At 69.3% G+C, this 22,411-nt stretch carries 20 protein-coding genes; 11 read left to right on the forward strand and 9 right to left on the reverse strand.

The window, feature by feature from the left end; genetic code table 11:
- Entirely contained in the window at nt 1–675 is a 675-nt protein-coding gene (locus FG99_RS19720; RefSeq protein ID WP_043271974.1) for a response regulator transcription factor, read from the reverse strand.
- A 238-nt stretch (nt 676–913) separates the two neighbouring features.
- On the opposite strand from FG99_RS19720, the gene FG99_RS19725 reads away from it, so the two are divergent.
- The 3 genes from FG99_RS19725 (at nt 914) to FG99_RS19735 (ending at nt 3,902) form a co-directional block, all read left to right on the forward strand.
- Nucleotides 914–1,939 (forward strand): GlxA family transcriptional regulator, encoded by a 1,026-nt coding sequence (locus tag FG99_RS19725; protein WP_051879081.1) that lies wholly within the window; start codon nt 914–916, stop codon nt 1,937–1,939.
- 190 nt (nt 1,940–2,129) lie between these two features.
- Nucleotides 2,130–2,501: a response regulator transcription factor gene (locus FG99_RS19730; protein WP_043271978.1), complete on the forward strand. Its 372-nt coding sequence runs from the start codon at nt 2,130–2,132 to the stop codon at nt 2,499–2,501.
- A gap of 198 nt (nt 2,502–2,699) precedes the next feature.
- Nucleotides 2,700–3,902, forward strand: a complete 1,203-nt coding sequence (locus FG99_RS19735) for an NAD(P)/FAD-dependent oxidoreductase (RefSeq protein WP_043271979.1) — start codon at nt 2,700–2,702, stop codon at nt 3,900–3,902.
- 215 nt (nt 3,903–4,117) lie between these two features.
- Here the strand turns inward: FG99_RS19735 and FG99_RS19740 are convergent, their stop codons facing one another.
- Together FG99_RS19740 and FG99_RS19745 are read right to left on the reverse strand one after the other, a co-directional pair.
- Nucleotides 4,118–4,342 (reverse strand): hypothetical protein, encoded by a 225-nt coding sequence (locus FG99_RS19740; protein WP_043271981.1) that lies wholly within the window; start codon nt 4,340–4,342, stop codon nt 4,118–4,120.
- 83 nt (nt 4,343–4,425) lie between these two features.
- Entirely contained in the window at nt 4,426–5,088 is a 663-nt protein-coding gene (locus FG99_RS19745; RefSeq protein WP_043271983.1) for a TetR/AcrR family transcriptional regulator, read from the reverse strand.
- Nucleotides 5,089–5,307: 219 nt separating this feature from the next.
- On the opposite strand from FG99_RS19745, the gene FG99_RS19750 reads away from it, so the two are divergent.
- The 8 genes from FG99_RS19750 (at nt 5,308) to FG99_RS19780 (ending at nt 15,139) form a co-directional block, all read left to right on the forward strand.
- On the forward strand, nt 5,308–7,194 hold the full coding sequence (locus FG99_RS19750; protein WP_043271985.1) for an acyl-CoA synthetase: 1,887 nt from the start codon (nt 5,308–5,310) through the stop codon (nt 7,192–7,194).
- A 185-nt stretch (nt 7,195–7,379) separates the two neighbouring features.
- Nucleotides 7,380–7,565, forward strand: a complete 186-nt coding sequence (locus FG99_RS32175) for a hypothetical protein (protein ID WP_134163419.1) — start codon at nt 7,380–7,382, stop codon at nt 7,563–7,565.
- A 3-nt stretch (nt 7,566–7,568) separates the two neighbouring features.
- Nucleotides 7,569–9,455, forward strand: coding sequence for a DUF1302 domain-containing protein (locus FG99_RS19755; RefSeq protein ID WP_043271987.1), 1,887 nt, complete (start codon nt 7,569–7,571; stop codon nt 9,453–9,455).
- 14 nt (nt 9,456–9,469) lie between these two features.
- Nucleotides 9,470–10,828, forward strand: coding sequence for a DUF1329 domain-containing protein (locus tag FG99_RS19760; protein ID WP_043271989.1), 1,359 nt, complete (start codon nt 9,470–9,472; stop codon nt 10,826–10,828).
- A 648-nt stretch (nt 10,829–11,476) separates the two neighbouring features.
- Nucleotides 11,477–12,697, forward strand: a complete 1,221-nt coding sequence (locus FG99_RS19765; protein WP_043271991.1) for an acyl-CoA dehydrogenase family protein — start codon at nt 11,477–11,479, stop codon at nt 12,695–12,697.
- Between the two features lie 25 nt (nt 12,698–12,722).
- Complete coding sequence (locus FG99_RS19770) at nt 12,723–13,238, forward strand: flavin reductase family protein (protein ID WP_043271993.1); 516 nt, start codon at nt 12,723–12,725, stop codon at nt 13,236–13,238.
- Between the two features lie 40 nt (nt 13,239–13,278).
- Entirely contained in the window at nt 13,279–14,208 is a 930-nt protein-coding gene (locus FG99_RS19775; RefSeq protein ID WP_043271995.1) for a VOC family protein, read from the forward strand.
- Between the two features lie 64 nt (nt 14,209–14,272).
- Nucleotides 14,273–15,139: a fumarylacetoacetate hydrolase family protein gene (locus FG99_RS19780; protein ID WP_043271996.1), complete on the forward strand. Its 867-nt coding sequence runs from the start codon at nt 14,273–14,275 to the stop codon at nt 15,137–15,139.
- Between the two features lie 54 nt (nt 15,140–15,193).
- Here FG99_RS19780 and FG99_RS30835 read toward each other — a convergent pair whose 3' ends face one another.
- From FG99_RS30835 to FG99_RS19810, 6 genes are all read right to left on the reverse strand, one after another.
- Nucleotides 15,194–15,871, reverse strand: a complete 678-nt coding sequence (locus tag FG99_RS30835) for a TetR/AcrR family transcriptional regulator (RefSeq protein ID WP_051879083.1) — start codon at nt 15,869–15,871, stop codon at nt 15,194–15,196.
- A 115-nt stretch (nt 15,872–15,986) separates the two neighbouring features.
- On the reverse strand, nt 15,987–17,327 hold the full coding sequence (locus FG99_RS19790; protein WP_009623022.1) for a spinster family MFS transporter: 1,341 nt from the start codon (nt 17,325–17,327) through the stop codon (nt 15,987–15,989).
- Between the two features lie 46 nt (nt 17,328–17,373).
- Nucleotides 17,374–18,486 carry a flavin reductase gene (locus FG99_RS31485; protein WP_043271998.1) on the reverse strand — a complete coding sequence of 371 codons (1,113 nt, stop codon included), beginning with the start codon at nt 18,484–18,486 and terminating at the stop codon, nt 17,374–17,376.
- A gap of 61 nt (nt 18,487–18,547) precedes the next feature.
- On the reverse strand, nt 18,548–20,155 hold the full coding sequence (locus FG99_RS19800; protein ID WP_043272000.1) for an AMP-binding protein: 1,608 nt from the start codon (nt 20,153–20,155) through the stop codon (nt 18,548–18,550).
- Nucleotides 20,156–20,266: 111 nt separating this feature from the next.
- Nucleotides 20,267–21,217: a beta/alpha barrel domain-containing protein gene (locus FG99_RS19805; RefSeq protein WP_043272002.1), complete on the reverse strand. Its 951-nt coding sequence runs from the start codon at nt 21,215–21,217 to the stop codon at nt 20,267–20,269.
- On the reverse strand, nt 21,214–22,275 hold the full coding sequence (locus FG99_RS19810) for an LLM class flavin-dependent oxidoreductase (protein ID WP_197674138.1): 1,062 nt from the start codon (nt 22,273–22,275) through the stop codon (nt 21,214–21,216). Before FG99_RS19810 ends, FG99_RS19805 begins: the two co-directional genes overlap by 4 nt.
- Between the last annotated feature and the right edge of the window lie 136 nt (nt 22,276–22,411).

The following is a 22,411-nucleotide window of genomic DNA, read 5'->3' on the forward strand; positions in this document are numbered from 1 at the left end:
TCAGGGGGCCCGGCGCGTCTGCGGCGCGATGCCCAGGGCCTCGGACTTGCGCACCAGGTCCGCCACCGAGCGCGCCGCCAGCTTGCGCATCAGCTGCCCGCGGTGGACCTTCACCGTCACCTCGCTGAGGTTCAGCTCGGCGGCGATCTGCTTGTTCATCAGGCCGGCCACCACGTAGCCCATCACCTCCCGTTCGCGGGGAGTGAGCGCGGCATAGGCCTCGCGCAGCCCGGCGCTGGAGCGCTCGGCGGCGAGGCGCTCGGCGTCCTTGGCCAGGGCGTTGGCCACGGCGTCGAGCATGTCCTGGTCGCGGAACGGCTTGGCGAGGAAGTCGACCGCGCCGGCCTTCATGGCCTTGACGGTCATGGCGATGTCGCCGTGGCCGGTCATGAACACGATGGGCATGCGCAGGCCGTGCTTCTCCACCTGTTCCTGGAAGGCCAGGCCGCTCTCGCCGCGCAGGCGCACGTCGAGCACCAGGCAGCTGGGGGCGTCGTCGCGGGGGAAGGCGAGAAAGTCCGCGGGGGACTCGAAGGTCTCCACGCGCAGGCCGATGGAGCGCAGCAGCCCGGACAGCGCCAGGCGCATCGACTCGTCGTCGTCGACCACGTAGACCACCGGTTCCCTGGGCTTGGCGCTGCCCGGCTGCGCCCCCGATTGCGACCACGAATTCATCCGGCTTGCTCTCCTGCGACCGACGCCGCGCCTGGCATACGACTGAAAAAACTAGTCCACCACGGCGCCTCCGACAACGCGGCGGGACGCCCGGCATCCGGACGAAGTTAGCGCGCCACTTCGCCCGCTCGCCAGGACAGAAATCCCAGGTTATCGGCCAGCCCCGGCGCCGGGCTTGCCAAGCGCCGCCGCAGGCGGTATCTCGCTGCTGGTTGGAATCGGCATGGCAGCGTTGGCAATGAGCGTCCCCCCAAGCGACAACCCCCAGAATGCGTTACCCGGCAACGGCCCGCGCGAGGTGCTGTTCGTGGCCTACCCGGACATGGGCCTGCTCGACCTCAGCGGCGCCCAGACGGTGTTCTGGGCCGCCTCCAAGGCGCTGGCCGAACGCGGCCTGCCCGGCTACCGCCTGCACACCGCGAGCCTGGCCGGCGGCCTGGTGCGCACCGTGGAAGGCCTGGCGGTGGACAGCACGCGCCTGCCGCCGCCGCACGCCGTGGCGGCCGACACCCTGGTGGTGCCCGGCGCCCCGGACATCTGCCACACGCTGGACAGCCATGCCGAGCTGGCGGGCTGGATCAGCGCCGCCGCGCCACACATCCGGCGCGTCGCCTCGGTGTGCAGCGGCGCCTTCCTGCTGGCCCGCGCCGGCCTGCTCGACGGCCGCCGCGCCGCCACCCACTGGGCCCTGTGCGACGCCCTGCGCCAGCGCTTCCCGGCAGTGGAAGTGGACGCCGACGCGATCTTCATCCAGCAGGGCGAAACCTGGACCTCGGCGGGCGTGAGCGCCGGCATCGACCTGGCCCTGGCGCTGGTGGAAGCCGACTGCGGCCGCGAGGTGGCCATGGCCGTGGCCCGCGAGCTGGTGGTATACCTCAAGCGCCCCGGCGGCCAGGCGCAGTACAGCACCCTGCTGCAGTCCCAGGCCGCCGACAGCCCGCTGTTCGACGAGCTGCACCTGTGGCTGGCCGAGCACCTGGGCGAGCGCAGCCTCACGGTGGAGCAGCTGGCCGAGCGCGTGCGGATGAGCCCGCGCAACTTCTCGCGGGTCTACAAGCAGCGCACCGGCCGCACCCCGGCCCGGGCCATCGAGCTGTTCCGCCTGGAGGCCGCCCGGCGCCTGCTGGAGCACTCGACGCAGAGCATCGAGCAGATCGCCCGGCAATGCGGCTTCGGCAACGAGGAGCGGATGCGCGTCACCTTCCAGCGCCACCTGTCGATCGCCCCGCGCGACTATCGCAGCCGATTTACCCGTGAGGCCTGAGTTCTACCTTCGTATCCATGAACTTGCCCTTCATCGATCGAGGCAAGTTGCCAAGTTGCGGAAAGTGCCTCGACGGAAGTTTGCAAGAACCCATACCCAGGTCTCGCCGGACTATACCCAGGTATACTTCTTCGCCTTGTTCGCTGGCGTATCTTGAAGTCTCCACAAGTACCGCCACGAGCGACCCCAGATGACCCAAGAACCCCCGAGTCGCCAGACGGCCGTGATTGCCGTGGTCGACGACGATGACTCCGTGCGCGCGGCGCTGGAGAGCCTACTGCGTGCCAGCGGCTACCGCGTGCGCAATTATTCCAGCGCCCTGGACTTCCTCGCCGCCGGAGAGCCTGGCGAGGCGCAGTGCCTGGTGTCCGACGTGCAGATGCCCGGCATGAGCGGCCTGCAGCTGCACGCAAGGCTCATCGCCATGGGCCTGCGCATTCCCGTCATCTTCATCACCGCCTACCCCGAGGCGGTCCCCGCCCCGCTCGCCTGTCTGCCCAAGCCGTTCGACGCCGAGCGCCTGCTCGCGTGCATCGAAACCGCCCTGCGCCAGCCGCGCTGAAACTTCCCCGGCAAGTTCCTCCGATACCTGGGTATATATCCGCCAGACCAACGCACTATTCCGCGAACCCCATGTAGAAGTGTGCGGCGCAACTTCCCCGAATAGCATGAATTCCACAGCGGACGACTCGACAGTCACGCCGGGCTTGGAGCCGAAACTTCAAGGTCATTCATCACTACGTATATTCGGGAGCAAATCATGAAACAGCAGATTCTGGTGGTGGGCGCAGGCTTCGGTGGGCTCTGGAGCGCCTTGAGCGCGGCACGCCTGCTGGACCGGCACGAGCGTCACGACGTGCAGATCAGCCTCCTCGCGCCCCAGGCGGAGCTGCGCATCCGCCCGCGCTTCTACGAACCCGACGTGGGCCACATGTTCGCTCCGCTGGACGCGCTGTTCGACACGGTGGGCATCCGCTTCGTCCAGGGCAGCGCCGAGCGCATCGACGAGCAGGCGCAGAGCGTCGGCTACCGCGACGCCGCCGGCCGCCAGGGCGAGCTGGGCTACGACCGCCTGGTGCTGGCCACCGGCAGCCAGCTCGCCCGGCCGCCGGTGCCGGGCCTGGACAGCCACGCCTTCGACGTCGACCAGATCGAATCCGCGGCGCGCCTGGAAGCGCATCTCAAGGCCCTGCGCAACCGCCCCGCCAGCCCGGCGCGCAACACCGTGGTGGTGGTCGGCGGCGGCTTCACCGGCATCGAGACCGCCACCGAAATGCCGGCGCGCCTGCGCGAAGCGCTGGGCACGGAGCAGGACATCCGGGTGATAGTCGTCGACCGCGGCGCGCAGGTGGCCGCCGCCCTGGGCGAAGGCATCCGCCCGTCGATCATCGAGGCCTCCGCGAAGCTGGGCATCGAATGGGTGCCCGATGCCAGCGTCGCTGCAGTGGACGCCGACGGCGTGAGCCTGGCCGACGGCCGCCGCATCGACAGCCACACGGTCATCTGGACCGGCGGCCTGCGCGCCAGCCCGCTGACCGGGCAACTGAGCGGCGAACGCGACGCCCTGGGCCGCCTGCACGTGGACGGCAACCTCAAGGTGCGCGGCCAGGCCAAGGTGTTCGCCGCCGGCGACGTGGCCTACGCCGCCACCGACGACCTCGGCAACCACGCGGTGATGTCCTGCCAGCACGCCATCTCCCTGGGCCGCCACGCCGGCAACAACGCCGCCGCCGACCTGCTGGGCGTGCCGCCCACCCCCTACCGCCAGCCCAAGTACGTGACCTGCCTGGACCTGGGCGCCTGGGGCGCGGTGTACACCGAGGGCTGGGACCGCCAGGTCAAGCTGCTGGGCGAGCAGGCCAAGGAGCTGAAGACGCAGATCAACACCCTGTGGATCTACCCACCGGCGGCCGATCGCAGCATCGCCCTGGCGGCGGCCGATCCGCTTATCCCGGTGGCCTGAAACCCTGAACGCGCAGGGCGCATAACCGTTCGCGGTTATGCGCCGCCGGGGCGTCCGGCGTGGCCTGGAATTGTAGGATGGGTTGAGCTTGCGATACCCATGCTGCCGTGGCGATGGGTATCGCTTCGCTCAACGCCATCCTGCGAAAAGCCGTGCTTCCCTGGAGACGTAGGAGCGGATTCATCCGCGATCAGGCGAATGTCGAAAACCAGCCCTCACCCCTGCGCGCTCGGCACCTCGTCCTCGCTGATGCAATGCTCGATCTCGGTCACCTTGCGCAACGCCTGGTCCGCACAGGGATAGGCCCCGAAAATACGCCCCTGGTAGAACACCACCCAGACGAACCCCAACGGCTCCCCGCCCGCCAGCCCGCGGACCAGCGACTGGAACCCGGGAGGCAGGTCGTCGATATGCATCTGTGCCATACCGCGCAGGATCATGGCCGCTCACCTCTGGCTCGGAAGGCTGCATTCTCGATGCCCGCGGGCCTGCGGGCAATACGACGGAAGCAGCCCCGCCGCCGCTAGCGCGCCGCGGCGCCCAGCGGCGGGAGCAGTTCGGTGGCGATCAGCGGCAGCTTCGGCGGCGCCCTGAAATCGATGGGCAGACGGGCCTGGGCCGCGGCAACGGAGGCTTCCACGCCCAGCAGGCCGAGGGTCAGCTCGGCGACATCCTCGATCATCTCCATGGGCAGCCGGCCCTGGTAGATCTCCTGCATCACGCCGTAGGAACTGCCGGAAACCATCGCGATCACCGCGGACTCGTTGCTGACGTGAAAGGCGCCGTTGTCCATGCCGTTCTCCAGGTCGCGCCGGAAGAACTGCCGCACGCCCAGGATGAAGTGCTGGGTGGGGAGGTTGGCGTCGAACAGCAGATGGCCGACGGCGTGCCCCGGCGCGGCCATGCGCAAGGTCTGGCGCACGGAGGTGGCGACTATGGCGCGCAGGTCCGTCATCCCTTCGGTAACCTCGACGACGGCCTGGCGGGCGGCCATGACCAGCAATTCGAAGACGTCGTCCAGCACGTCCTCGCGGGTCCGGTAGTAGTTGTAGAAGGTGCCGGGCGCCATTTCGGCCCGCTCGGTCAGGTTGTAGACCGTCAGGGCGCCCGCCCCGCCTTCGAGGGCCAGTTCCTGGGCCGCGATCAGCAGTTTGCTGCGTGTCCTGTCTCGTTTGCCTATGGCCATAGATGCTCCGTTTGCTTGCCACGAAGAATAGCGGACGGGCCAGGTATTGAAAATCTTTCATTTCTGAAATACCTTCAATTAACGCTTCCAAACAATAACAATGGAGCCGGCCCCGATGCCCATCCAACAACGCATTGCCTTTGCGTGCAGCCCCAGTGCCCTTCGCTCCCGCCTGCCGGCATCTGCAGGCAGCCACGTCGCCGCCGGAGGGTACGCCGCATGATCCTGCGCAACCTGGCCGACATCGAACACCTCGAACGCACCCCGCTCGCCGCCCACGACCTGCCGCAGAACACCTACGCGGCCCTGCAGCGCAGCGCGCAACGCAGCCCGGAGGCCCCGGCGCTGAGCTTCTTCTTCGATGCCGAACATTACCAGCAGGCCTGGCACTGGAGCCATGCCGAACTGTTCGCCCGCATCACCCGCACGGCCAACGCCCTGCACGCGCTGGGCGTCGGCCCGGACGACGTGGTGGCGCTGGTGCTGCCGAACCTGCCGGAAACCCATTTCTGCACCTGGGGCGGCGAGGCGGCGGGCATCGTCATGCCGATCAACCCGCTGCTGGATGGCGCGCAGATGGCCGACCTGCTGCGCGCGGCCAACGCCAAGGTGCTGGTGACCCTGGAACCGACGCCGGGGCAGGACACCTGGGAGCGCCTAGCCCCGCACCTGGACCAGCTGCCGGCGCTGCGCGAAGTGGTCTGGGTGAGCACCGCGCCCTACCTGGACGCCGAGCGCGCCCAGGCCTTGCGCGAGCATGTCGAGCGGCAACGCCAGGGCCGCAACGTCCACGACCTGCATGACCTGCTGGCGGAACAGCCGGCCGACCGCCTGGCCAGCGGCCGCGTCATCCAGGCCACGGCCCCGTCCTCGTACTTCTGTACCGGCGGCACCACCGGCCTGCCGAAGATCGCCGTGCGCACCCACGGCGCCGAGGTCTTCGACGCCTGGGCGCTGGGCGCCGTGCTCGCCGGCGACCCGGCCAACGAGCGCTACTTCTGCGGCCTGCCGCTGTTCCACGTGAACGCCCAGCTGGTGACCGGGCTGCGCCCCTGGCTGCAGGGCGGCCACGTCATCCTCGGCACGCCCCAGGGCTACCGCAGCGCCGGGTTGCTCGCGCGCTTCTGGCAGATCGTCGAGCACTACCGGATCACCTTCTTCTCCGGCGTGCCCACCGTCTACGCCACGCTGTTGCAGCAGCCGGTGGGCGATGCCGACATCTCCAGCCTGGACTACGCGCTGTGCGGCGCCGCGCCCATGCCGGTGGAGCTGTTCCGCGAGTTCGAGCGCGTCAGCGGCGTGCGCATCCTCGAAGGCTACGGGCTGACCGAGGGCACCTGCGTGTCGTCCTGCAACCTGCCCAACGGCGAGCGGCGCATCGGCTCCATCGGCCTGCGCCTGCCCTACCAGCCGATGCGCGCGGTGGTCCTCGACGACGACGGCCGCTACCTGCGCGACGCCGAGGTGGATGAAGTGGGCGCCATCGTCCTGCGCGGGCCCAACCTGTTCGCCGGCTACCTGGACGAGGCGCACAACCGTGGCGTGTGGCTGGACATCGACGGCCAGCGCTGGCTGAACAGCGGCGACCTCGGGCGCCTGGATGCCGAGGGCTACTTCTGGCTCACCGGGCGCAAGAAGGAACTGATCATCCGCGGCGGCCACAACATCGATCCCAAGCAGATCGAGGAGGCCCTGCAGGGGCACCCGGCGGTGGCCCTGGCGGCCGCGGTGGGCAGCCCGGACGCCTATGCCGGCGAGGTGCCGGTGGCCTACGTGCAGCTGGTGCAGGGCGCCCGGGCCGACAGCGAGGAACTGCTGGCCTTCGCCGCCCGCCACGTCAGCGAGCGCGCCGCGGTGCCCAAGCGCATCGAGATTCTCGCCAGCCTGCCGGTGACGCCGGTGGGCAAGCTGTTCAAGCCCGCCCTGCAACGCCGCGAGATCGAGCGCGTGGTGCGCCAGGAGGCCGCCCAGGCCGGCTACGCGGTGGAAGTGGAAGTCGTCCAGGACGGCCGCCGCGGCACCCTCGCCCGGCTCCAGGGCCCGGACCGCCACGACCTGGCCGCGGCGCTGGGGCGCTACGCCTTCCAGGTCGAATGCCTGCCATGAACGACCGCGCCTTGCTTGCGCATTGACGAATTTTCGCCAACCGCCCCGGCGGGAAAGCCGGGGAGTTGATGCAAGTCGCCAGCAAGGCGCCAGCGAAGTTTGACCGCAACCGACCGAGCGAGGGCCAAGACCACGGAAAAACACCATAGGAATCGATAGGAAGCCCTCTCCGGCAGAGGCTATGCATGGCGCCGCGCAGCGCGCCTGGTACAGCCATTGCCCTGGATGAGCCCAGTGCCTGCCGCTTCCGGATTTTCTCGAGCAAGGGAACCTTTCACGTCGCCGCCGCGAAGAACGCCGCGTTCCTCGCAGGGGACCTGTCTGCCCCGAAAAAAGTGCACTGCATGCCACACAACAACAAAAAGGTATGAGTCATGAACCACAAACCCATGTTCCGGTACCGCGCCTGCGTGCCCCTGGCGCTCGGCCTGGCCGGCAGCCTGGCCGTGCCGGCCTACGGCGTGACCTTCAATGCCGGCGAGATCGAAGGCCAGTTCGACAGCACCTTCAGCCTGGGCGCCAGCTGGGCCCTGCGCGGCGCCGACTCCAGGCTGGTCGGCGAGAACAACGGCGGCAAGGGCCTCGCCACCGGCACCGACGACGGCCGCCTGAACTTCAAGAAGGGCGAGACCTTCTCGAAGATCTTCAAGGGCCTGCACGAACTGGAACTGAAATACGGCGACAGCGGCGTGTTCGTCCGCGGCAAGTACTGGTACGACTTCGAGCTCAAGGACGAGCACCGCCTCGTCCGGGACATCGACGACCACGGCCGCGAGGAAGGCGCCAAGTCCTCCGGCGGGCAACTGCTCGACGCCTTCCTCTACCACAACTACATGATCGCCGACCTGCCCGGCACCGTGCGCCTGGGCCGGCAGGTGGTCAGCTGGGGCGAAAGCACCTTCATCCAGGGCGGCATCAACAGCATCAACCCGGTGGACGTCTCGGCGTTCCGCCGCCCCGGCGCCGAGATCAAGGAAGGCCTGATCCCGGTGAACATGTTCTACCTGTCCCAGGCCATCACCGACAACCTGTCCGCCGAGGGCTTCTACCAGCTCGGCTGGCAGCAGACGGTGATCGACAACTGCGGCACCTTCTTCTCGCAGAACGACTTCGTCCCCGACGGCTGCAACGGCGTGCCGGTGGGCCCGAACCTGACCGGCAACCCGGCGGCCATGGCGGCGCTGACGCCCTTCGGCATCAACCTCAGCCGCCAGGGCATCGTGGTGCCGCGCCTGGGCGACGACGACGCGCGCGACAGCGGCCAGTTCGGCGTGGCGCTGCGCTGGATGGTGCCGAGCCTGGACACCGAGTTCGGCGCCTACTTCATCAACTACCACAGCCGCCAGCCCTACGTTAACTCCTACTCCAGCCCCAACGCCGACAACCTGAACTTCGTCCCGCAGCTGTGCGGCAACCTCGGTATCGGCGACCCCGGCGCCTGCGCCGGCGCCCTCGGCCCTGCGCTGAACGACCTGGCGGTGGCCTACCGCCTGGGCACCTCCAGGTACCAGGTCACCTACCCCGAGGACATCCGCCTCTACGGCCTGAGCTTCGCCACCACCCTGCCCACCGGCACGGCGCTGTCCGGCGAGATCAGCTACCGGCCGAACATGCCGCTGCAGCTCAACGCGGTGGACCAGGTGTCGGCCTCCAGCGGCATTCCCGCCCTCTCCCCGCTGCTGTCCTCGGGCGCCTATCCGGTGGCCGACGACGCACTGATCCAGGGCTACCAGCGCAAGCCGGTGACCCAGGCGCAGGTCACCGCCGTGCAGTTCTTCGACCAGGTGATGGGCGCCGACCGGGTGACGCTGATCGGCGAGGTCGGCGCGGTCCACGTCGGCAACCTCGAAGGCAAGGGCGGCCTGCGCTATGGCCGCGACCCGGTGTTCGGCCAGGGCGCGCTGTACCCCGACAACAGCCTGTGCCAGGCCTCCAACAGCCCGGCGACCGCGCGCAATTGCAACAGCCACGGCTTCACCACCGACTTCTCCTGGGGCTACCGCATGCGCGCCATCTGGGAGTACAGCAACCTGATCCCCTCGGTGACGCTCAAGCCCAACATCGCCTGGTCCCACGACGTCGAAGGCTACGCGCCGGAGCCGGGCTTCAACGAAGGCAGCAAGGCCGTCAGCCTCGGCATCGACGCCGACTACCGCAACACCTACAGCGCCAGCCTGTCGGTCACCGATTTCTTCGATGGCCGCTACAACACCAACGTCGATCGCGACTTCGTCGCCTTCAGCGTCGGCATGTCCTTCTGAGCCGGAGTCCCCTCATGAACCACCTGATCAAAGGCACCACCCTCGGCCTCTCGCTGCTGGCCGGCAGCGCCCTCGCCGCCGTCTCCCCGGAACAGGCCGCGGAGCTGGGCAAGCGCCTCACCCCGCTGGGCGCCGAGCGCGCCGGCAACGCCGACGGCAGCATTCCCGAATGGACCGGCGGGCTGCCCACCAATGCCGGCAGCAAGGACGGCGCGGGCTTCCTGAGCAACCCCTACGCGGCGGAGAAACCGCTGTTCGTCATCGACGCGAAGAACGTCGACAAGTACAAGGACAAGCTCAGCCCCGGCCAGTTGGCGATGTTCAAGCGCTACCCGGACAGCTACCGCATGCCGGTGTACCCGAGCCACCGCAGCGTCTCGCTGCCCGATGCCATCTACAACGACGCCAAGGCCAACGCCCTGCACGCGAAGATGGTCAAGGACGGCAACGGCCTGGCCGACTTCCTCACCGCCTATCCCTTCCCCATCCCGCAGAACGCCCAGGAAGTGATGTGGAACCACACCACCCGCTACCGCGGCGGCAGCGTCAAGCGCCTGAGCGTGCAGGCCACCCCGGACAAGGACGGCGGCTTCACCCCGGTGTTCTTCCAGCTGCAGTTCACCTACCGCGACCGGCTCAAGGAGTTCGACCCGGGCAACCCCGGCAACGTGCTCTTCTACTACAAGGAAGCGGTGACCGCGCCGGCGCGCCTGGCCGGTGACGTGCTGCTGGTGCACGAGACCATCGACCAGGTCGCCGAGCCGCGCCAGGCGTGGATCTACAACGCCGGCCAGCGCCGCGTGCGACGCGCCCCGCAGGTGGCCTACGACGGCCCCTACCCGGCCTCCGAGGGCCAGCGCGTGGGCGACAACTTCGACTTGTACAACGGCGCCCAGGACCGCTACACCTGGAAACTGCTGGGCAAGCGCGAGATGTACATCCCCTACAACGCCTTCGCCCTCGACGCGCCCGGCAAGCAGTACACCGACGTGATCAAGGCCGGCCACCTCAACCCCGACCTGACCCGCTACGAGCTGCATCGCGTGTGGGTGGTGGAGGCCAACCTGAAGCCCAGCGCCCGGCACATCTACGCCAAGCGCGTGTACTTCGTCGACGAGGACTCCTGGCAGATCGCCCTGGCCGACCACTACGACGGCCGCGGCAACCTGTGGCGCGTCGCCGAGGGCCACATGGAACCCTTCTACGACGTGAAGGTGCCGTGGCTGGCGGTGGAAACCCTGTACGACCTGCAGAACGGCCGCTACATCGCCTCGGGCATGCGCAACCAGGAACGCAACGCCATCGAGTTCGGCGTGAAGGCGGTGGCCGCCGACTTCACCCCGACCGCGCTGAGGAATGCCGGCGTGCGCTGAGCACGCCGCCCCGGGCATGGGCGGGCCCCGGCCCGCCCCTGCAACTCCTGACGCAACGCCTTGCAGCCACCCAGGTGGCTGCTTTTTTTCCGCCGCTGGCACGGGCGCCGCAGCGGCGCGCAGACATCCCCGGGAAGGCATCGAGGACTTCGTGCACCGCGGCAGAAGTTGCTTTTCGTAGGAGCGAGCAAGCTCGCGAACGAGGCTTCCGGGGGCTTCGGCGCCAGGACCAAGAACACCCTCTCCCCAGCCCTCTCCCTGAAGGGAGAGGGGGCTAGTCCGTGCCGAGAGAAGGAATGGTTCCAGCCGGAAACCACCGCGCTTGCCGGCTAACTCGGGAAAGCCAGTCCACTCCGAACGGTCCCCTCTCCCTTCAGGGCGGGGCGCGCAGCCGAGGGTTAGGGAGAGGGAGCGGAGTTAATCCAAAACACCGAAGCCACCGGCGAGCCCCGTTCGCGAGCAAGCTCCTACGAAAAGCCACACCAGCCACCCACCACACACCCTCCAACCCTCACCTTCATCTCATCGATTTTATTTTTTGAATATCCTTCAAATTTGATGCTAGTATCAAACCACCCTCCCCTCCCAGCTCAGCCGGGGGAGGCGCAGAAGAGCCTTGATAACAATCGACAAGACAAAGGTATTTCCATGAGCACCATCGCCTATGCCGCAACACCCGCCAGAACCGAGCGCAGCGCCGACGACCTGCGTGCCTACGCCGCCTCGCTGATCCCCACCCTCAAAGCCCGCGCCAAGGACACCGCCGCCCTCGGCCGGCTGCCCGCCGAGACCATCGCCGACCTCGAGGCCGGCGGCCTGCTGAGCATGACCACGCCGCGCAAGTACGGCGGCCCCTCGGTGTCGGTGCGCACCTTCCTGGAAGTCGTCGCCGAGCTGGGCAAGGCCGATGCCTCGGTGGCCTGGGTCACCGCCCTGACCAACGTCAGCACCTGGAGCGCCGCGACCTTCTTCGGCGAGCGCGCCGCCGAGGAGCTGTTCGGCGACGGGCCCAAGGCCCGCGTGGTCGGCGTGCTCTCGCCGCGCAAAGCGGTGGTGAAGAAGGTCGAGGGCGGCTACCTGATCGAGGAAGGCCTGTGGGGCTTCAACTCCGGCATCTACCACGCCAACTGGGACCTGCTGGGCATCCCCATCGTCGACGCCGCCGGCAACGTGATCGACCAGGGCGTGTCGCTGGTCCCCACCTCGCAGGTGAAGATCCTCGACGACTGGAACGTGATCGGCATTTCCGGCAGCGGCAGCTCCAGCGTCTCGGTGACCGACGTCTTCGTGCCGGATTCGCGGGTCACCTCGGTGAGCAAGGCCATCACCGGCGACTACGAGTCCAGGCACCTGGCGGACGAGCCGCTGTACAGCGTCGCCTGCATGCCGATGCTGGCGATCATCCTCGCCTTCCCGGCCCTGGGCCTGGGCGTCGCCGCCCTGGAAACCTTCCTCGAAGGCCTGCCGCGCCGCGGCATCCAGTACAGCTGGTACACCAAGCAGGCCGAGGCGCCGGTCACCCACCTGATGCTCGGCGAGGCCTCGGCCAAGCTGGAGGGCGCGCGCGCCATCCTGGAGAAGCACGCCGATGCGCTGGACGCCTGCGCCCGCGACGGCCGCTACATGGAGTTCCTCGACCGCGCCCGGGTGCGCCGCGACGTCGGCTTCGCCGAGAAGCTGCTGTGGGAAGCTGTGGACATGCTGGCGACTGCCTCCGGTGGTTCCCTGGCCGCGGTGGGCAACCCCTTCAACCGCCTCTGGCAGGACGCGCGCATCGCCTCGCTGCACGGCATCGTCACCCCGGCCACCAACTTCGAGACCTACGGCCGCATCCTCTGCGGCATGGAACCGGGCACGCCCTTCATCTGAACCCGTGGCCAGCCAGGAGAAGCCCATGGACATGCAGACAGCGGCACTCGATGCCAAGCGCTTTCGCCGGGTGATGGGCAAGTTCGCCACCGGCGTCACCGTCATCACCTACCAGCACGAGGGGCAGCCGGCGGGCATGACCGCCAACGCCTTCATGTCGCTCTCGGTGGACCCGCCGATGGTGCTGGTGTCGATCCGCAAGGAGTCGCGCTTCGCCGGCAGCGTGAAGCCCGGCGACGGCTTCGGCATCGCCTTCCTGCGCGAGGAGCACGAGGCGCTGAGCCGGCACTTCGGCGGCCGCCCGGATGCGGCTTGCCAGGTCGCCTTCGGCGAGCACCGCGGCACCCCGCTGCTGCAGGGCGCGCTGGTGCAACTGGCGGTGCGCGCCAACGCCGTGCACCCCGGCGGCGACCACCTGATCTACACGGCCGACGTCGAAGCCATCGAGGAGTCCGATGGCCGCCCGCTGCTGTTCTTCTCCGGCACCTACAAGCAGTTGCATGCCCTGGACCCCAGCCACTGCTGGCACGACTTCGGCTGAGCCGCCTTTCCTTCACGAACGACAACAAGAGTGCACAGACATGATCAGCGTGCGCGACATCGCTTACGTCCGCTACCAGGTCCCGGATCTGGACGCCCAGGCCGCGTTCCTCGAGGACTTCGGCATGCGCCGACAGCGCAGGACCGACACCGCCCTGTACATGGGCTCCTACACCGGCGGCTACCCGCTGCACATCTCCCAGCTGGGCCCGCGACAGGCCCTGGGCATCGGCCTCATCGCCCAGGAACTGGCCGACCTGCAGCGCATCGCCGCCGAGTTCGGCACCCAGGTGCGTGACAACGACGAACTGGGCGCCGGCTCCATCGTCACCCTCGCCGACCCCGACGGCTTCCGCGTCGACCTGCTGCACGGCGGCGAAGTGGTCCAGGCCGCCCCCACCCGCGCCGCGCTGCGCCTGAACAACGCCCAGCAGCGCCCGCGCCTGGGCCAGGCCGCGCGGGTGCCGGCCGGCCCCTCGCACGTCATGCGCCTGGGCCACGTGGTGCTCAAGACCGTCGACTTCCCGGCCATGATGGACTTCTACCAGAAGGTGCTGGGCCTGCGGATTTCCGACAGCTACTACGCGCAGGCGCCGGAAAACATGGTCGCCGCCTTCCTGCATTGCGGCCTGGGCGAGCGCTACACCGACCACCACACCGTGGCGCTGATCAACATCGGCAGCCAGGAGCGCGACTTCGACCACAGCGCCTTCGAGGTGCTGGACTGGGACGACCTGGTGCGCGGCAACCAGCACCTGGCGGCCCGCGAGCGCCAGCACGCCTGGGGCATCGGCCGGCACATCCAGGGCAGCCAGGTGTTCGACTACTGGCGCGACCCCTTCGGCAACAAGATCGAGCACTGGACCGACGGCGACCTGGTCAACGACGCCACGCCCACCACCCACGAGCCGCTCACCCCCGACGCCTTCGCGCAATGGGCGCCGCCGCTGTCGCCGGACTTTCTGAACTGAGCCGTACCAACCCCAGCCCCGCCCCGGCCAGCGCCCGGGGCGGCAACGCACAAGAGGAAACCCCATGAAACTCGCACGCTACAGCCACAACGGCCGCACCTCCCTGGGCAAGGTCGAGGGCCAGTACCTGATCGACCTGTCCGAAGTGCTGCCCGCCGGCGCCCGCGACGTCGCCGACATCCTCGCCTCGCCCGCGGCCCTGGAAGCCGCGCGCACCCTGCAGGGCCACGCCGGCAACCGCCTGGCGCTGGAAGAGGTGCGCCTGGGCGCGCCCATCCTGCGGCCGTCCAAGTTCATGGCCCTGGGCATGAACTACAAGGACCACGAAGCCGAAGCGCGCCGCGCCGGCGTGCCCATCCCCACCTCCCAGGTGTGGTTCAGCAAGCAGGTGTCCTGCATCACCGGCCCGTTCGACGACGTGCACTACCCCGCCGTGTGCGAGCGCATGGACTACGAGGCCGAGCTGGGCGTGGTGATCGGCAAGCCGGGGCGCTACATCGATGAGGAACAGGCCCTGGAACACGTCGCCGGCTACTTCGTGGCCAACGACGTCAGCGCGCGCGACTGGCAGGCCAAGAGCCCGACCTGGACGCTCGGCAAGTCCTTCGACACCCACGGCCCGATCGGCCCGTGGATCGTCACCGCCGACGAGATCGCCGACCCGCAGGCGCTGAACATCCGCCTGCAGGTCAACGGCGAGACGCGCCAGGAATCCTCCACCTCGAAGATGACCTACAGCGTCGCCAGGCAGATCGCCTACCTCAGCCAGGTGATGACCCTGCAGCCCGGCGACATCCTGATCACCGGCACCCCGGCCGGCATCGGCCTGGCCATGGACCCGCCGCGCTTCCTCGCCGTCGGCGACGTGATGCGCGTGGAGATCGACGGCATCGGCCACATCGAGAACCGCGTCATCGCCGAACCGCGCTGACCTCGCCCCACCCCCGCGCAGCCACGAGCCGCGCGGGGTTCCCTTCATCCAGCCTCAGGCGCTGGAACCCGCTACCAACGGCCGGTGCGCCACCCGCCCGGCCTCTTCCTTCGCGACGCCCAGGCCAAGCAGGAAGAACTCCACCGCGCCTTCGATGGCGCTGGCCTGCCGCTCGCCTTCGAGAATCTGCCGCAACAGGTAGAGGCAGCCGCCGATGATGCAGTCGGCCGCGGCCTGCGCGTCGGCAATGGCGAACGATCCCTGCTGCGCGCCGCTGCGCAGGTCCCGCAGCAGCCGGCTGCCGAGGGTGGCGCCGAGGTCGTTGATGCTGTGCGCCGAGTGGATGAAGAACCAGCCCCACACCGGGTCGTGCAGCGCATGGTGCAGCGTCCTGCGGATGTTGTGGCCGACCTGCTCGACGATGTCGCGGCTGTTCGCGGCCTCGGCGTCCAGCAGGTCCGCCAGGGCCAGGGCGTCCTCGATGAACACCGCGCGGGCGATCGCTTCCTTGCTGCTGAAGTAGTTGTAGAACGAGCCCAGCGACAGCTCGGCGCGCTCGGTGATCTCGCCGATGGCGGTGGCCTCGATGCCCTGCCGGCCCATGACCTCGCGCGCCGCGCGGATCAGCTTGGCGCGGGTGCGCGAACGCGCCTTGGCGTTGCGCGTGGCCGCGCCGGCATCCGCTTGGGGCGCGGGCGCCCCGGGCTGGTTGTGTGGCTTTCTGCTCGACATGCGCCGTCCTTCGATCACGCCCTTGCGCTCCGCGGGGCGGAGCTTTGCGAAGGCGTACTCTACAGCAGTGGCCCGGCCGAGCGCTGGTCGGCCGCGGCGCTCGGCCGACCGGGCCTCAGCTGGCGCCCTGGGGCGTGGCCTCGCTTAGCGCGGCGCTCTGCCGGTGGGCATCGGCGGCGTAGGTGCGCGCCCCCATCAGCAGTGCCAGCATGCACAGCAGCAGCGACACCGGGATCAGCAACATGGCGTCGTGCAGGCCCAGGGCGCGGAACTCCTCGCGCATCTGCCCGGTGCCGGCGGCGAGCATCGCCAGGTGCGAGAAGTGGTCGGAGAGCAGGCCCACCACGATCGGCCCCAGGCCGCCGCCGAGCAGGTAGAGGAAGATGAAGTACAGGGCCATCGCGGTGGCCCGCAGGCGCGGCTCGATGACGTCCTGAATCGCCGTGTAGACGCAGGTGAAGAAGGCGTAGGAGAACAGCCAGCCGACGCCGAACACGGCGATGAACAGGCCGGTATCGATGCGCCCGGCGAGCAAGGCGCCGCCGGTGGCCAGCGCGGCCACCAGCATGCTGAAGGCGGCGAACAGCAGGCGCCCGCTGCGGCTGCGCTGGTGCAGGTAGTCGGCGACCCAGCCGCCGGCGGTGAGGCCGATCAGTCCGGTCAGGCCGACGATCAGCCCGGTCGCGATGCCCGCCTGCTCCAGCGGCAGCAGGAAGTAGCGCTGCAGCAGCGGCACCATGAACGAGTTGCAGGCGTAGCTGGCGAAGTTGAACGCCAGCCCGGCGAGGATCAGCCACCAGAAGGTACGGATCGCCAGCACCCGGCGCATGGGGCGCGCCACCGGCGTGCTGTCGGCGACCACGCCGTCGGCCGCGCCACGTGCCGGCTCGCGGATGCGCAGGGTGAAGAACGCCAGCAGCAGCCCCGGCACCGCGGCGATGAAGAAAGGCGCGCGCCAGCTGTCGAAGGCCTTGACGATGGCGCCGGTGGTGAAGAACGCCAGGATCAGCCCCAGCGGCAGGCCGAGCATGAAGATGCCCATGGCGCGGGCGCGCTTGTGGGCCGGGAACAGGTCGCCGATCAGCGAGCTGGCGGCCGGCCCGTAGCTGGCCTCGCCGACACCGATGCCCATGCGGATGAGCAGGAAGCTGGTGTAGTTCCAGGCCAGCCCGTTGAGCGCGGTCAGCCCGCTCCAGGTGGCCAGGCCCCAACCCATGATGCGGCTGCGCGAGCCGCGGTCGGCCATGCGCCCCAGGGGCAGGCCGGCGATGGCGTAGACCAGGGTGAACACGGTGCCGGCCAGGCCCAGCTGGAAGTCGCTGAGGTTCCACTCGTGGCGGATCGGCTCGACCAGGATCGCCGGGATGGTGCGGTCGAAGAAATTGAACAGGTTGGCGAGGAAAAGCAGGAAGAGGATGCGCCAGGCATTGTCCGCCTGCTGGCTGTGCTGCTGCATGGTGTTTCCCTTGTTCTTGTTGTCATGGACACCGGCACGCCGGGCTTCAGCGCGGCAAGGCCGCGGAGCCCGCCGCCGGGTGGCCGAGTTGCCGGGACAGTTCGGCGGCGGCCGCGAGCAGGCGCCGGGGAACCTCGCCCTCCCAGTCTGCACCCAGGCGTGCCGGGCTGCCTGCCAAGGTCAACGCCATGATCATGTCACCATTCGTGTTGCGAATGGGTGCGCTGAAAGTATTCACCGCGGTTTTGTGCAAACGCGCCGGCGCCGGCCCCAGCTCGCGGGCCAGGCCGCGCTGGCGCACCTCGTCGAGGGCCGCGCGGAACTGCTCGCGGCGCGCCTCCAGGCCCTGCCCGGGCTCGGCGAACTGGCGCAGTTCCTCCTCGATGAAGGGCGTGGTCCAGGCCTCCGGCAGGAAGGCGGCGAAGGCCTGGCCGGTGGCCGAGCGGGTGACCGGCATGACCAGGCCGCTGACCAGGTGCTCGCTGACCGGCTGGCGCGACGCCTCCCAGTGCAGCGCCACCGGCCCGCGGTTGCCCCAGGCCGCCAGGCACAGGCTGTGCTCGCCCAGGCTCGCGGCCAGCTCCGGCAGCGCCGCGACGACGTTGCGCAGGGCCTGCGGCGGCAAGGCCGGGGCCTGTTCGAACTGCAGGTAGGACGCCTCCAGGTCCCAGGAATGCGCGAGCATGTAGCGGCCGCCGGCGAAGGCCAGCGGCCGGCGGTTGGCGTGGCCGATGCGCAGCACCCGGCCGATGTAGATCAGGTGGTCGCCGCTGGGATAGGCGGCCACCTGCTCGCACTCCAGGTGCGCCGCCGCGCCGGCCAGCACCGGCGCGCCGCCGTGGCCGTCATGGTGCTCGACGCCGTTGAACTTGTCCTCGCGGGACTTGGCGAAGTGCCCGGAAAGCGCCACCTGGTCGTGGGCCAGGATGTTCACTGCGAAATGCCGGCTGTCGCGGAAGGCCTCGAAGCTGCGCGAGGTCAGCGCCTGGCTCCAGAGCACCAGCGGCGGGTCGAGGGACACCGAGCTGAAGGAGTTGGCGGTGACGCCGTGGGCCACGCCCCGGGCGTCGCGGGTGGTGACCACGGTGACGCCGGTGACGAAGGTGCCGAGGACGTCGCGCAGTTGCCGCTGGTCGAAGGGAGCGACGGAGAGAGTCATGTCGTCATACCTGCAAGGGGCCGCGCCGGGCGGCCGCGAGATCGAAGAGGAAAGCCGCGGCTCAGCGCGGAACCGTGAGGCCGACGGCGACGTGGTCCCAGGTGTCGGCGGTCAGCCCGGCTTCGCGCAGGGGGACCTTGAGCACCTTGCCGGTGGGCGTGCGCGGCAGCACCTGCACCACGCGGTAGTAGCGCGGCACCATGAAGCGCGGCAGTTGCCGCACGCAGTGCTGGAACAGCGCGCTGAAGTCCAGCGCCTGCGGGGCGTGGTGCTCCACCACCACCATCACCTCGTCCTCGCCCAGGTCCGAGCGCACGCCGATGGCCGCCGCGTCCACCACCCCGGGGAAGGCCGCCAGGGCGCGCTCCAGCTCCATCGAGGAGATGTTCTCGCCGCGCCGGCGCAGCGAGTCGGACTTGCGGTCGTGGAAGTAGAAGAAGCCGTCCTCGTCCATCGAGCCCAGGTCGCCGGTGTGCCACCACAGGCCGGCCATCTTCTCCAGGGTCGCGGTCGGGTTGCGGTGGTAGTGGCTGAGCATGATGTGCGGCAGCCGCGGGCGGTAGACGATCTCGCCGACCTGGCCGGGCGCCAGGCGGTTGCCCTGCTCGTCGTGGATTTCCAGGATCGACGAGGCGGTCGGCTTGCCCAGCGAGCCGACCTTGCGGCCCTGGCGCGGGTTGTACAGGACGTTCTTGATCTCGGTCTGGCCATAGCCTTCGAGCACGTGCACGCCGAAGCGCGCCTCGAAGCGGTAGAGCACCTCGGCTGGCGCGGGCGCGGCGAACACCAACTGCACGTCGTGCTCGCGGTCGCGCGGCGACGGCGGCGTGGACAACAGCATGTGCAGCATCGAGCCCAGGGCGTTGAACTGGGTGGCGCGGGCTTCGCGCACCTCGTTCCACAGGTTGCTGACGCTGAAGCGCGGCGACAGGATGATGCAGGCGCCGGCGTAGATGGCCGCGGCGCAGGTGGTCACCTGGGCCATGCCGTGGAACAGCGGCATGCAGGTGTATAGCCGGTCGCGCGGGGTGAGGCCGAAGGCCTGGGCGGTCTCCCGCGCCATGATCACGCCCTGCAGGTGCGGCGCGACCACGCCCTTGCTCTTGCCGGTGGTGCCGGAGGTGAAGCTGATGGCGCCGATGTCGTGGTATTCCACGCGGGGGAACTGCGGCGCGTCGCTGGCGCCGGCGAGCAGCTCGGCCCAGGACAGCACCCGCAGCCCCGGCGCGTCGATGCCTGGCGCTTCGTCGCCGAGGTAGACCAGGGTGCGCAACGTCGGCGGCAGTTCGTCGAGCTGGGCCACGGCCTGGGCCAGGCGCGAGTCGGTAATGAGTATCTGCACCCCGGAATGCTCCAGGGCGTAGTGCAGGAATTCGCCCTTGTAGGCGTTGTTGATCGACACGTTGACCAGCCCGGCGCGGGACGAGCCGAGGGTGGTGAACAGGTATTCCGGACGGTTGCCGAGGAACACGCCCAGCACGTCGCCCTTGCCCAGGCCCTGCGCCATCAGCGCCGAGCCGAGCCGGTCGGCCTCGCGGTTCAGCTCGGCATAGCTGTACTCGCGGCCCTCGAACAGCAGCGCCGGGTTGTCCGGCGCCTGCCGGGCGCGCCGGGCCAGCAGGCCGGTCAGGGTGCCGCCGCCAAGGTCCTCTAAGTCATGCACGTTCATGGATTCGCCTCTTGTTGTTATGGTGGCCCGGCATACCGGGCGCATGTTTCGTGGGCTACCGGCCGGCGGCGCTCTGTGGCGCCTGGCGGCCGGGCACGCAGGCCCTGTGTTCTATCGCCTGGCCCAGTCGAAGGTACCCTGGGCCTTGCGGAAGACTTCCAGCTCGGCCTGGTCCAGCGGTACCTTGCCGACGCGCCGGGTGAAACCCTTCTCGCCTGCGCCGAGGATAGCGTCCAGCCAGTTCGCCGTGTCGATCAGCGCGCCCAGGTCCAGCCCGGTGTCCACGCCCATCAGCTCCAGCAATTGCACCGCGTCCTCGGTGCAGACGCCACCCACCGAGGCCCCCGGCGCCGCCGGATGGCCGCCGGAGCCGGCCAGGGCGGTGTCGATGTTGGCCACGCCCAGGCGCGCCAGCTCGGCGACGTTGGCCACGCCCATGCCGCGGCTGTCGTGGACCTGCACGTTGAGCCGGTCGATGCCGGTGAGCCCGGCGGCGAACTCGACCATGGCGCGCACCTGCGGCGGCGCCGCGTAGCCGCAGGAGTCGGCCAGGATCCAGTGCTCGACGCCCATGGCCAGCAGGCGCTCGGCCAGCGGCCGCACGCTGGCCGGGCCGCGCGGCAGGCCGATGGGCCCGCCGAAGGCGGCGATGATATAGGTGCCCAGGCCGGTGCCGGTGCCCTCGGCCAGCTCGCGCATCTTCTCAAGCTCAAGCAGGGAATCGTCGATGGAGCGGCCGATGTTGGCGCGGGCGAAGGCTTCGTCGGCGGCCAGCAGGAACCAGGCGACGTGGGCGCCGGCGTCGATGGCGCGCTTGAGCCCGGTGAGGTTGCCCACGCAGCACTCCAGCGACAGCCCCTCGCGGCGCTGCACGCCGGCGAACACCTGCTCGGCGTCGGCCAGCCCGGGCACCAGCTTCGGGTGGACGAAGGACGACACCTCGATGGCGCGCATCCCGGCCGCGCTCAGGCGGTCGACCAGCTCGATCTTCTGCGCGGTGCTCGCCGGCCGTGCCTGGAAGGCCAGGCGCGGCGAGATGTCGCGAAGGCGCACCGGCTTCATTGCAGCTCCTGCTTGACGCGCACCAGGAAGTCCTTCAGCGACGGTTCCCATAGGCCATCGGCGCCGCCGGTGAAGAGGAAGGCGCCGATGCCCAGGGCGTGGTACTGCTTGAGGGTGGCCATGACGCGGTCCGGGGTACCGACCAGCGCCGCCGAGTTGGCGAAGCCGCCGAGCAGCTTGACCAGCCCGCTCCAGAAGCAGTCGTCGTGGACGTCGGCGTTGGTCAGCGACAACTGGCGCTCGCGCCCCACCGAGGTGTCGCCGGCGCTGGAGCGGGCGAAGCGGTTGCTGCCCTGGGCGGCGAGGATGGTGTCCTCGGCGGCGTGGGCGGCGGCCCAGGCGGCCTCGTCGGTGTCGCCCAGGAACAGCCGCAGGCTCAGCGAGAATTCCGGCTTGCGCCCATGCTTCTCGGCGGCGGCGAGCACCCGCTCGATACGCTCGCGGGTGCCGGCCAGGGGCTCGCCCCAGAGCATGTAGGTGTCGGCATGGCGGGCGCCGAATTCGATGGCCGCGTCGCTGTCGCCGCCCATGAACACCGGCACGTGGTTCTTCAGCGGACGCAGCAGCTGGCGCACCGCCTCGGCGCGGTAGAACTCGCCCTGGTAGTCGAAGGACTTCGGCTCGCTCCAGCAGCGCTTCATCACTTCCACGTACTCGCCGGCGCGCTCGTAGCGGGTGGCCTTGTCGGCGTAGTCGCCCTCGCGGTGCACGTCCTTGTCCGAGGAGCCGGTGACGAAGTTGATCGCCAGGCGCGCGCCGGACATCACGTCCATGGTGGCGAAGCAGCGCGCCGCGGCGGCCGGGTGCATGACCCCCGGGCGGTGGGCGACGATCAGCTTGACGCGGCTGCTTTCGGCGAACAGCAGCGGCGAAGTCACCAGGTTGTGCGGCCACAGGGACGAATAGCCGCAGAGTACGTAGTCGATGACCTCCGCCGCCTCCCATTTGCGCGCCTGGCGCGCCAGTGCCTCGGGGCTGGGGACGTTGTTCTCGAAGGGACTGTCCACGGTGAATATCTTGACCATCTGCTGCCGTTCCTCGTTGTTGTTATGGGGCATCGCCGCCACGGGGAGCGGCGATGAGCTTGAGGCGACTATAGGGCGCGGCCGCGGGGCTCCATAGGACAGGCCACGACGGACAGGGGACCGAAGACGACAGACTGGAAGGTTCTCGATGCAGGGTATGGCGGGCAAA

Origin of the sequence: Pseudomonas sp. AAC (genome assembly GCF_000725445.1) — a bacterium.
Taxonomy (GTDB): Bacteria; Pseudomonadota; Gammaproteobacteria; order Pseudomonadales; family Pseudomonadaceae; genus Pseudomonas; species Pseudomonas citronellolis.

Bases quoted from the DNA above. Each gene is read 5' to 3' on its own strand.
- FG99_RS31485 (WP_043271998.1), bottom strand. From the start codon at position 18,486: ATGACTCTCTCCGTCGCTCCCTTCGACCAGCGGCAACTGCGCGACGTC.
- FG99_RS19805 (WP_043272002.1), bottom strand. From the start codon at position 21,217: ATGAAGCCGGTGCGCCTTCGCGACATCTCGCCGCGCCTGGCCTTCCAG.
- FG99_RS19735 (WP_043271979.1), top strand. From the start codon at position 2,700: ATGAAACAGCAGATTCTGGTGGTGGGCGCAGGCTTCGGTGGGCTCTGG.
- FG99_RS19750 (WP_043271985.1), top strand. From the start codon at position 5,308: ATGATCCTGCGCAACCTGGCCGACATCGAACACCTCGAACGCACCCCG.
- FG99_RS19810 (WP_197674138.1), bottom strand. From the start codon at position 22,275: ATGCCCCATAACAACAACGAGGAACGGCAGCAGATGGTCAAGATATTC.
- FG99_RS19740 (WP_043271981.1), bottom strand. From the start codon at position 4,342: ATGATCCTGCGCGGTATGGCACAGATGCATATCGACGACCTGCCTCCC.
- FG99_RS19800 (WP_043272000.1), bottom strand. From the start codon at position 20,155: ATGAACGTGCATGACTTAGAGGACCTTGGCGGCGGCACCCTGACCGGC.
- FG99_RS19720 (WP_043271974.1), bottom strand. From the start codon at position 675: ATGAATTCGTGGTCGCAATCGGGGGCGCAGCCGGGCAGCGCCAAGCCC.
- FG99_RS19765 (WP_043271991.1), top strand. From the start codon at position 11,477: ATGAGCACCATCGCCTATGCCGCAACACCCGCCAGAACCGAGCGCAGC.
- FG99_RS19725 (WP_051879081.1), top strand. From the start codon at position 914: ATGAGCGTCCCCCCAAGCGACAACCCCCAGAATGCGTTACCCGGCAAC.
- FG99_RS19770 (WP_043271993.1), top strand. From the start codon at position 12,723: ATGGACATGCAGACAGCGGCACTCGATGCCAAGCGCTTTCGCCGGGTG.
- FG99_RS19790 (WP_009623022.1), bottom strand. From the start codon at position 17,327: ATGCAGCAGCACAGCCAGCAGGCGGACAATGCCTGGCGCATCCTCTTC.
- FG99_RS32175 (WP_134163419.1), top strand. From the start codon at position 7,380: ATGGCGCCGCGCAGCGCGCCTGGTACAGCCATTGCCCTGGATGAGCCC.
- FG99_RS19755 (WP_043271987.1), top strand. From the start codon at position 7,569: ATGAACCACAAACCCATGTTCCGGTACCGCGCCTGCGTGCCCCTGGCG.
- FG99_RS19780 (WP_043271996.1), top strand. From the start codon at position 14,273: ATGAAACTCGCACGCTACAGCCACAACGGCCGCACCTCCCTGGGCAAG.
- FG99_RS19730 (WP_043271978.1), top strand. From the start codon at position 2,130: ATGACCCAAGAACCCCCGAGTCGCCAGACGGCCGTGATTGCCGTGGTC.
- FG99_RS19775 (WP_043271995.1), top strand. From the start codon at position 13,279: ATGATCAGCGTGCGCGACATCGCTTACGTCCGCTACCAGGTCCCGGAT.
- FG99_RS19760 (WP_043271989.1), top strand. From the start codon at position 9,470: ATGAACCACCTGATCAAAGGCACCACCCTCGGCCTCTCGCTGCTGGCC.
- FG99_RS30835 (WP_051879083.1), bottom strand. From the start codon at position 15,871: ATGTCGAGCAGAAAGCCACACAACCAGCCCGGGGCGCCCGCGCCCCAA.
- FG99_RS19745 (WP_043271983.1), bottom strand. From the start codon at position 5,088: ATGGCCATAGGCAAACGAGACAGGACACGCAGCAAACTGCTGATCGCG.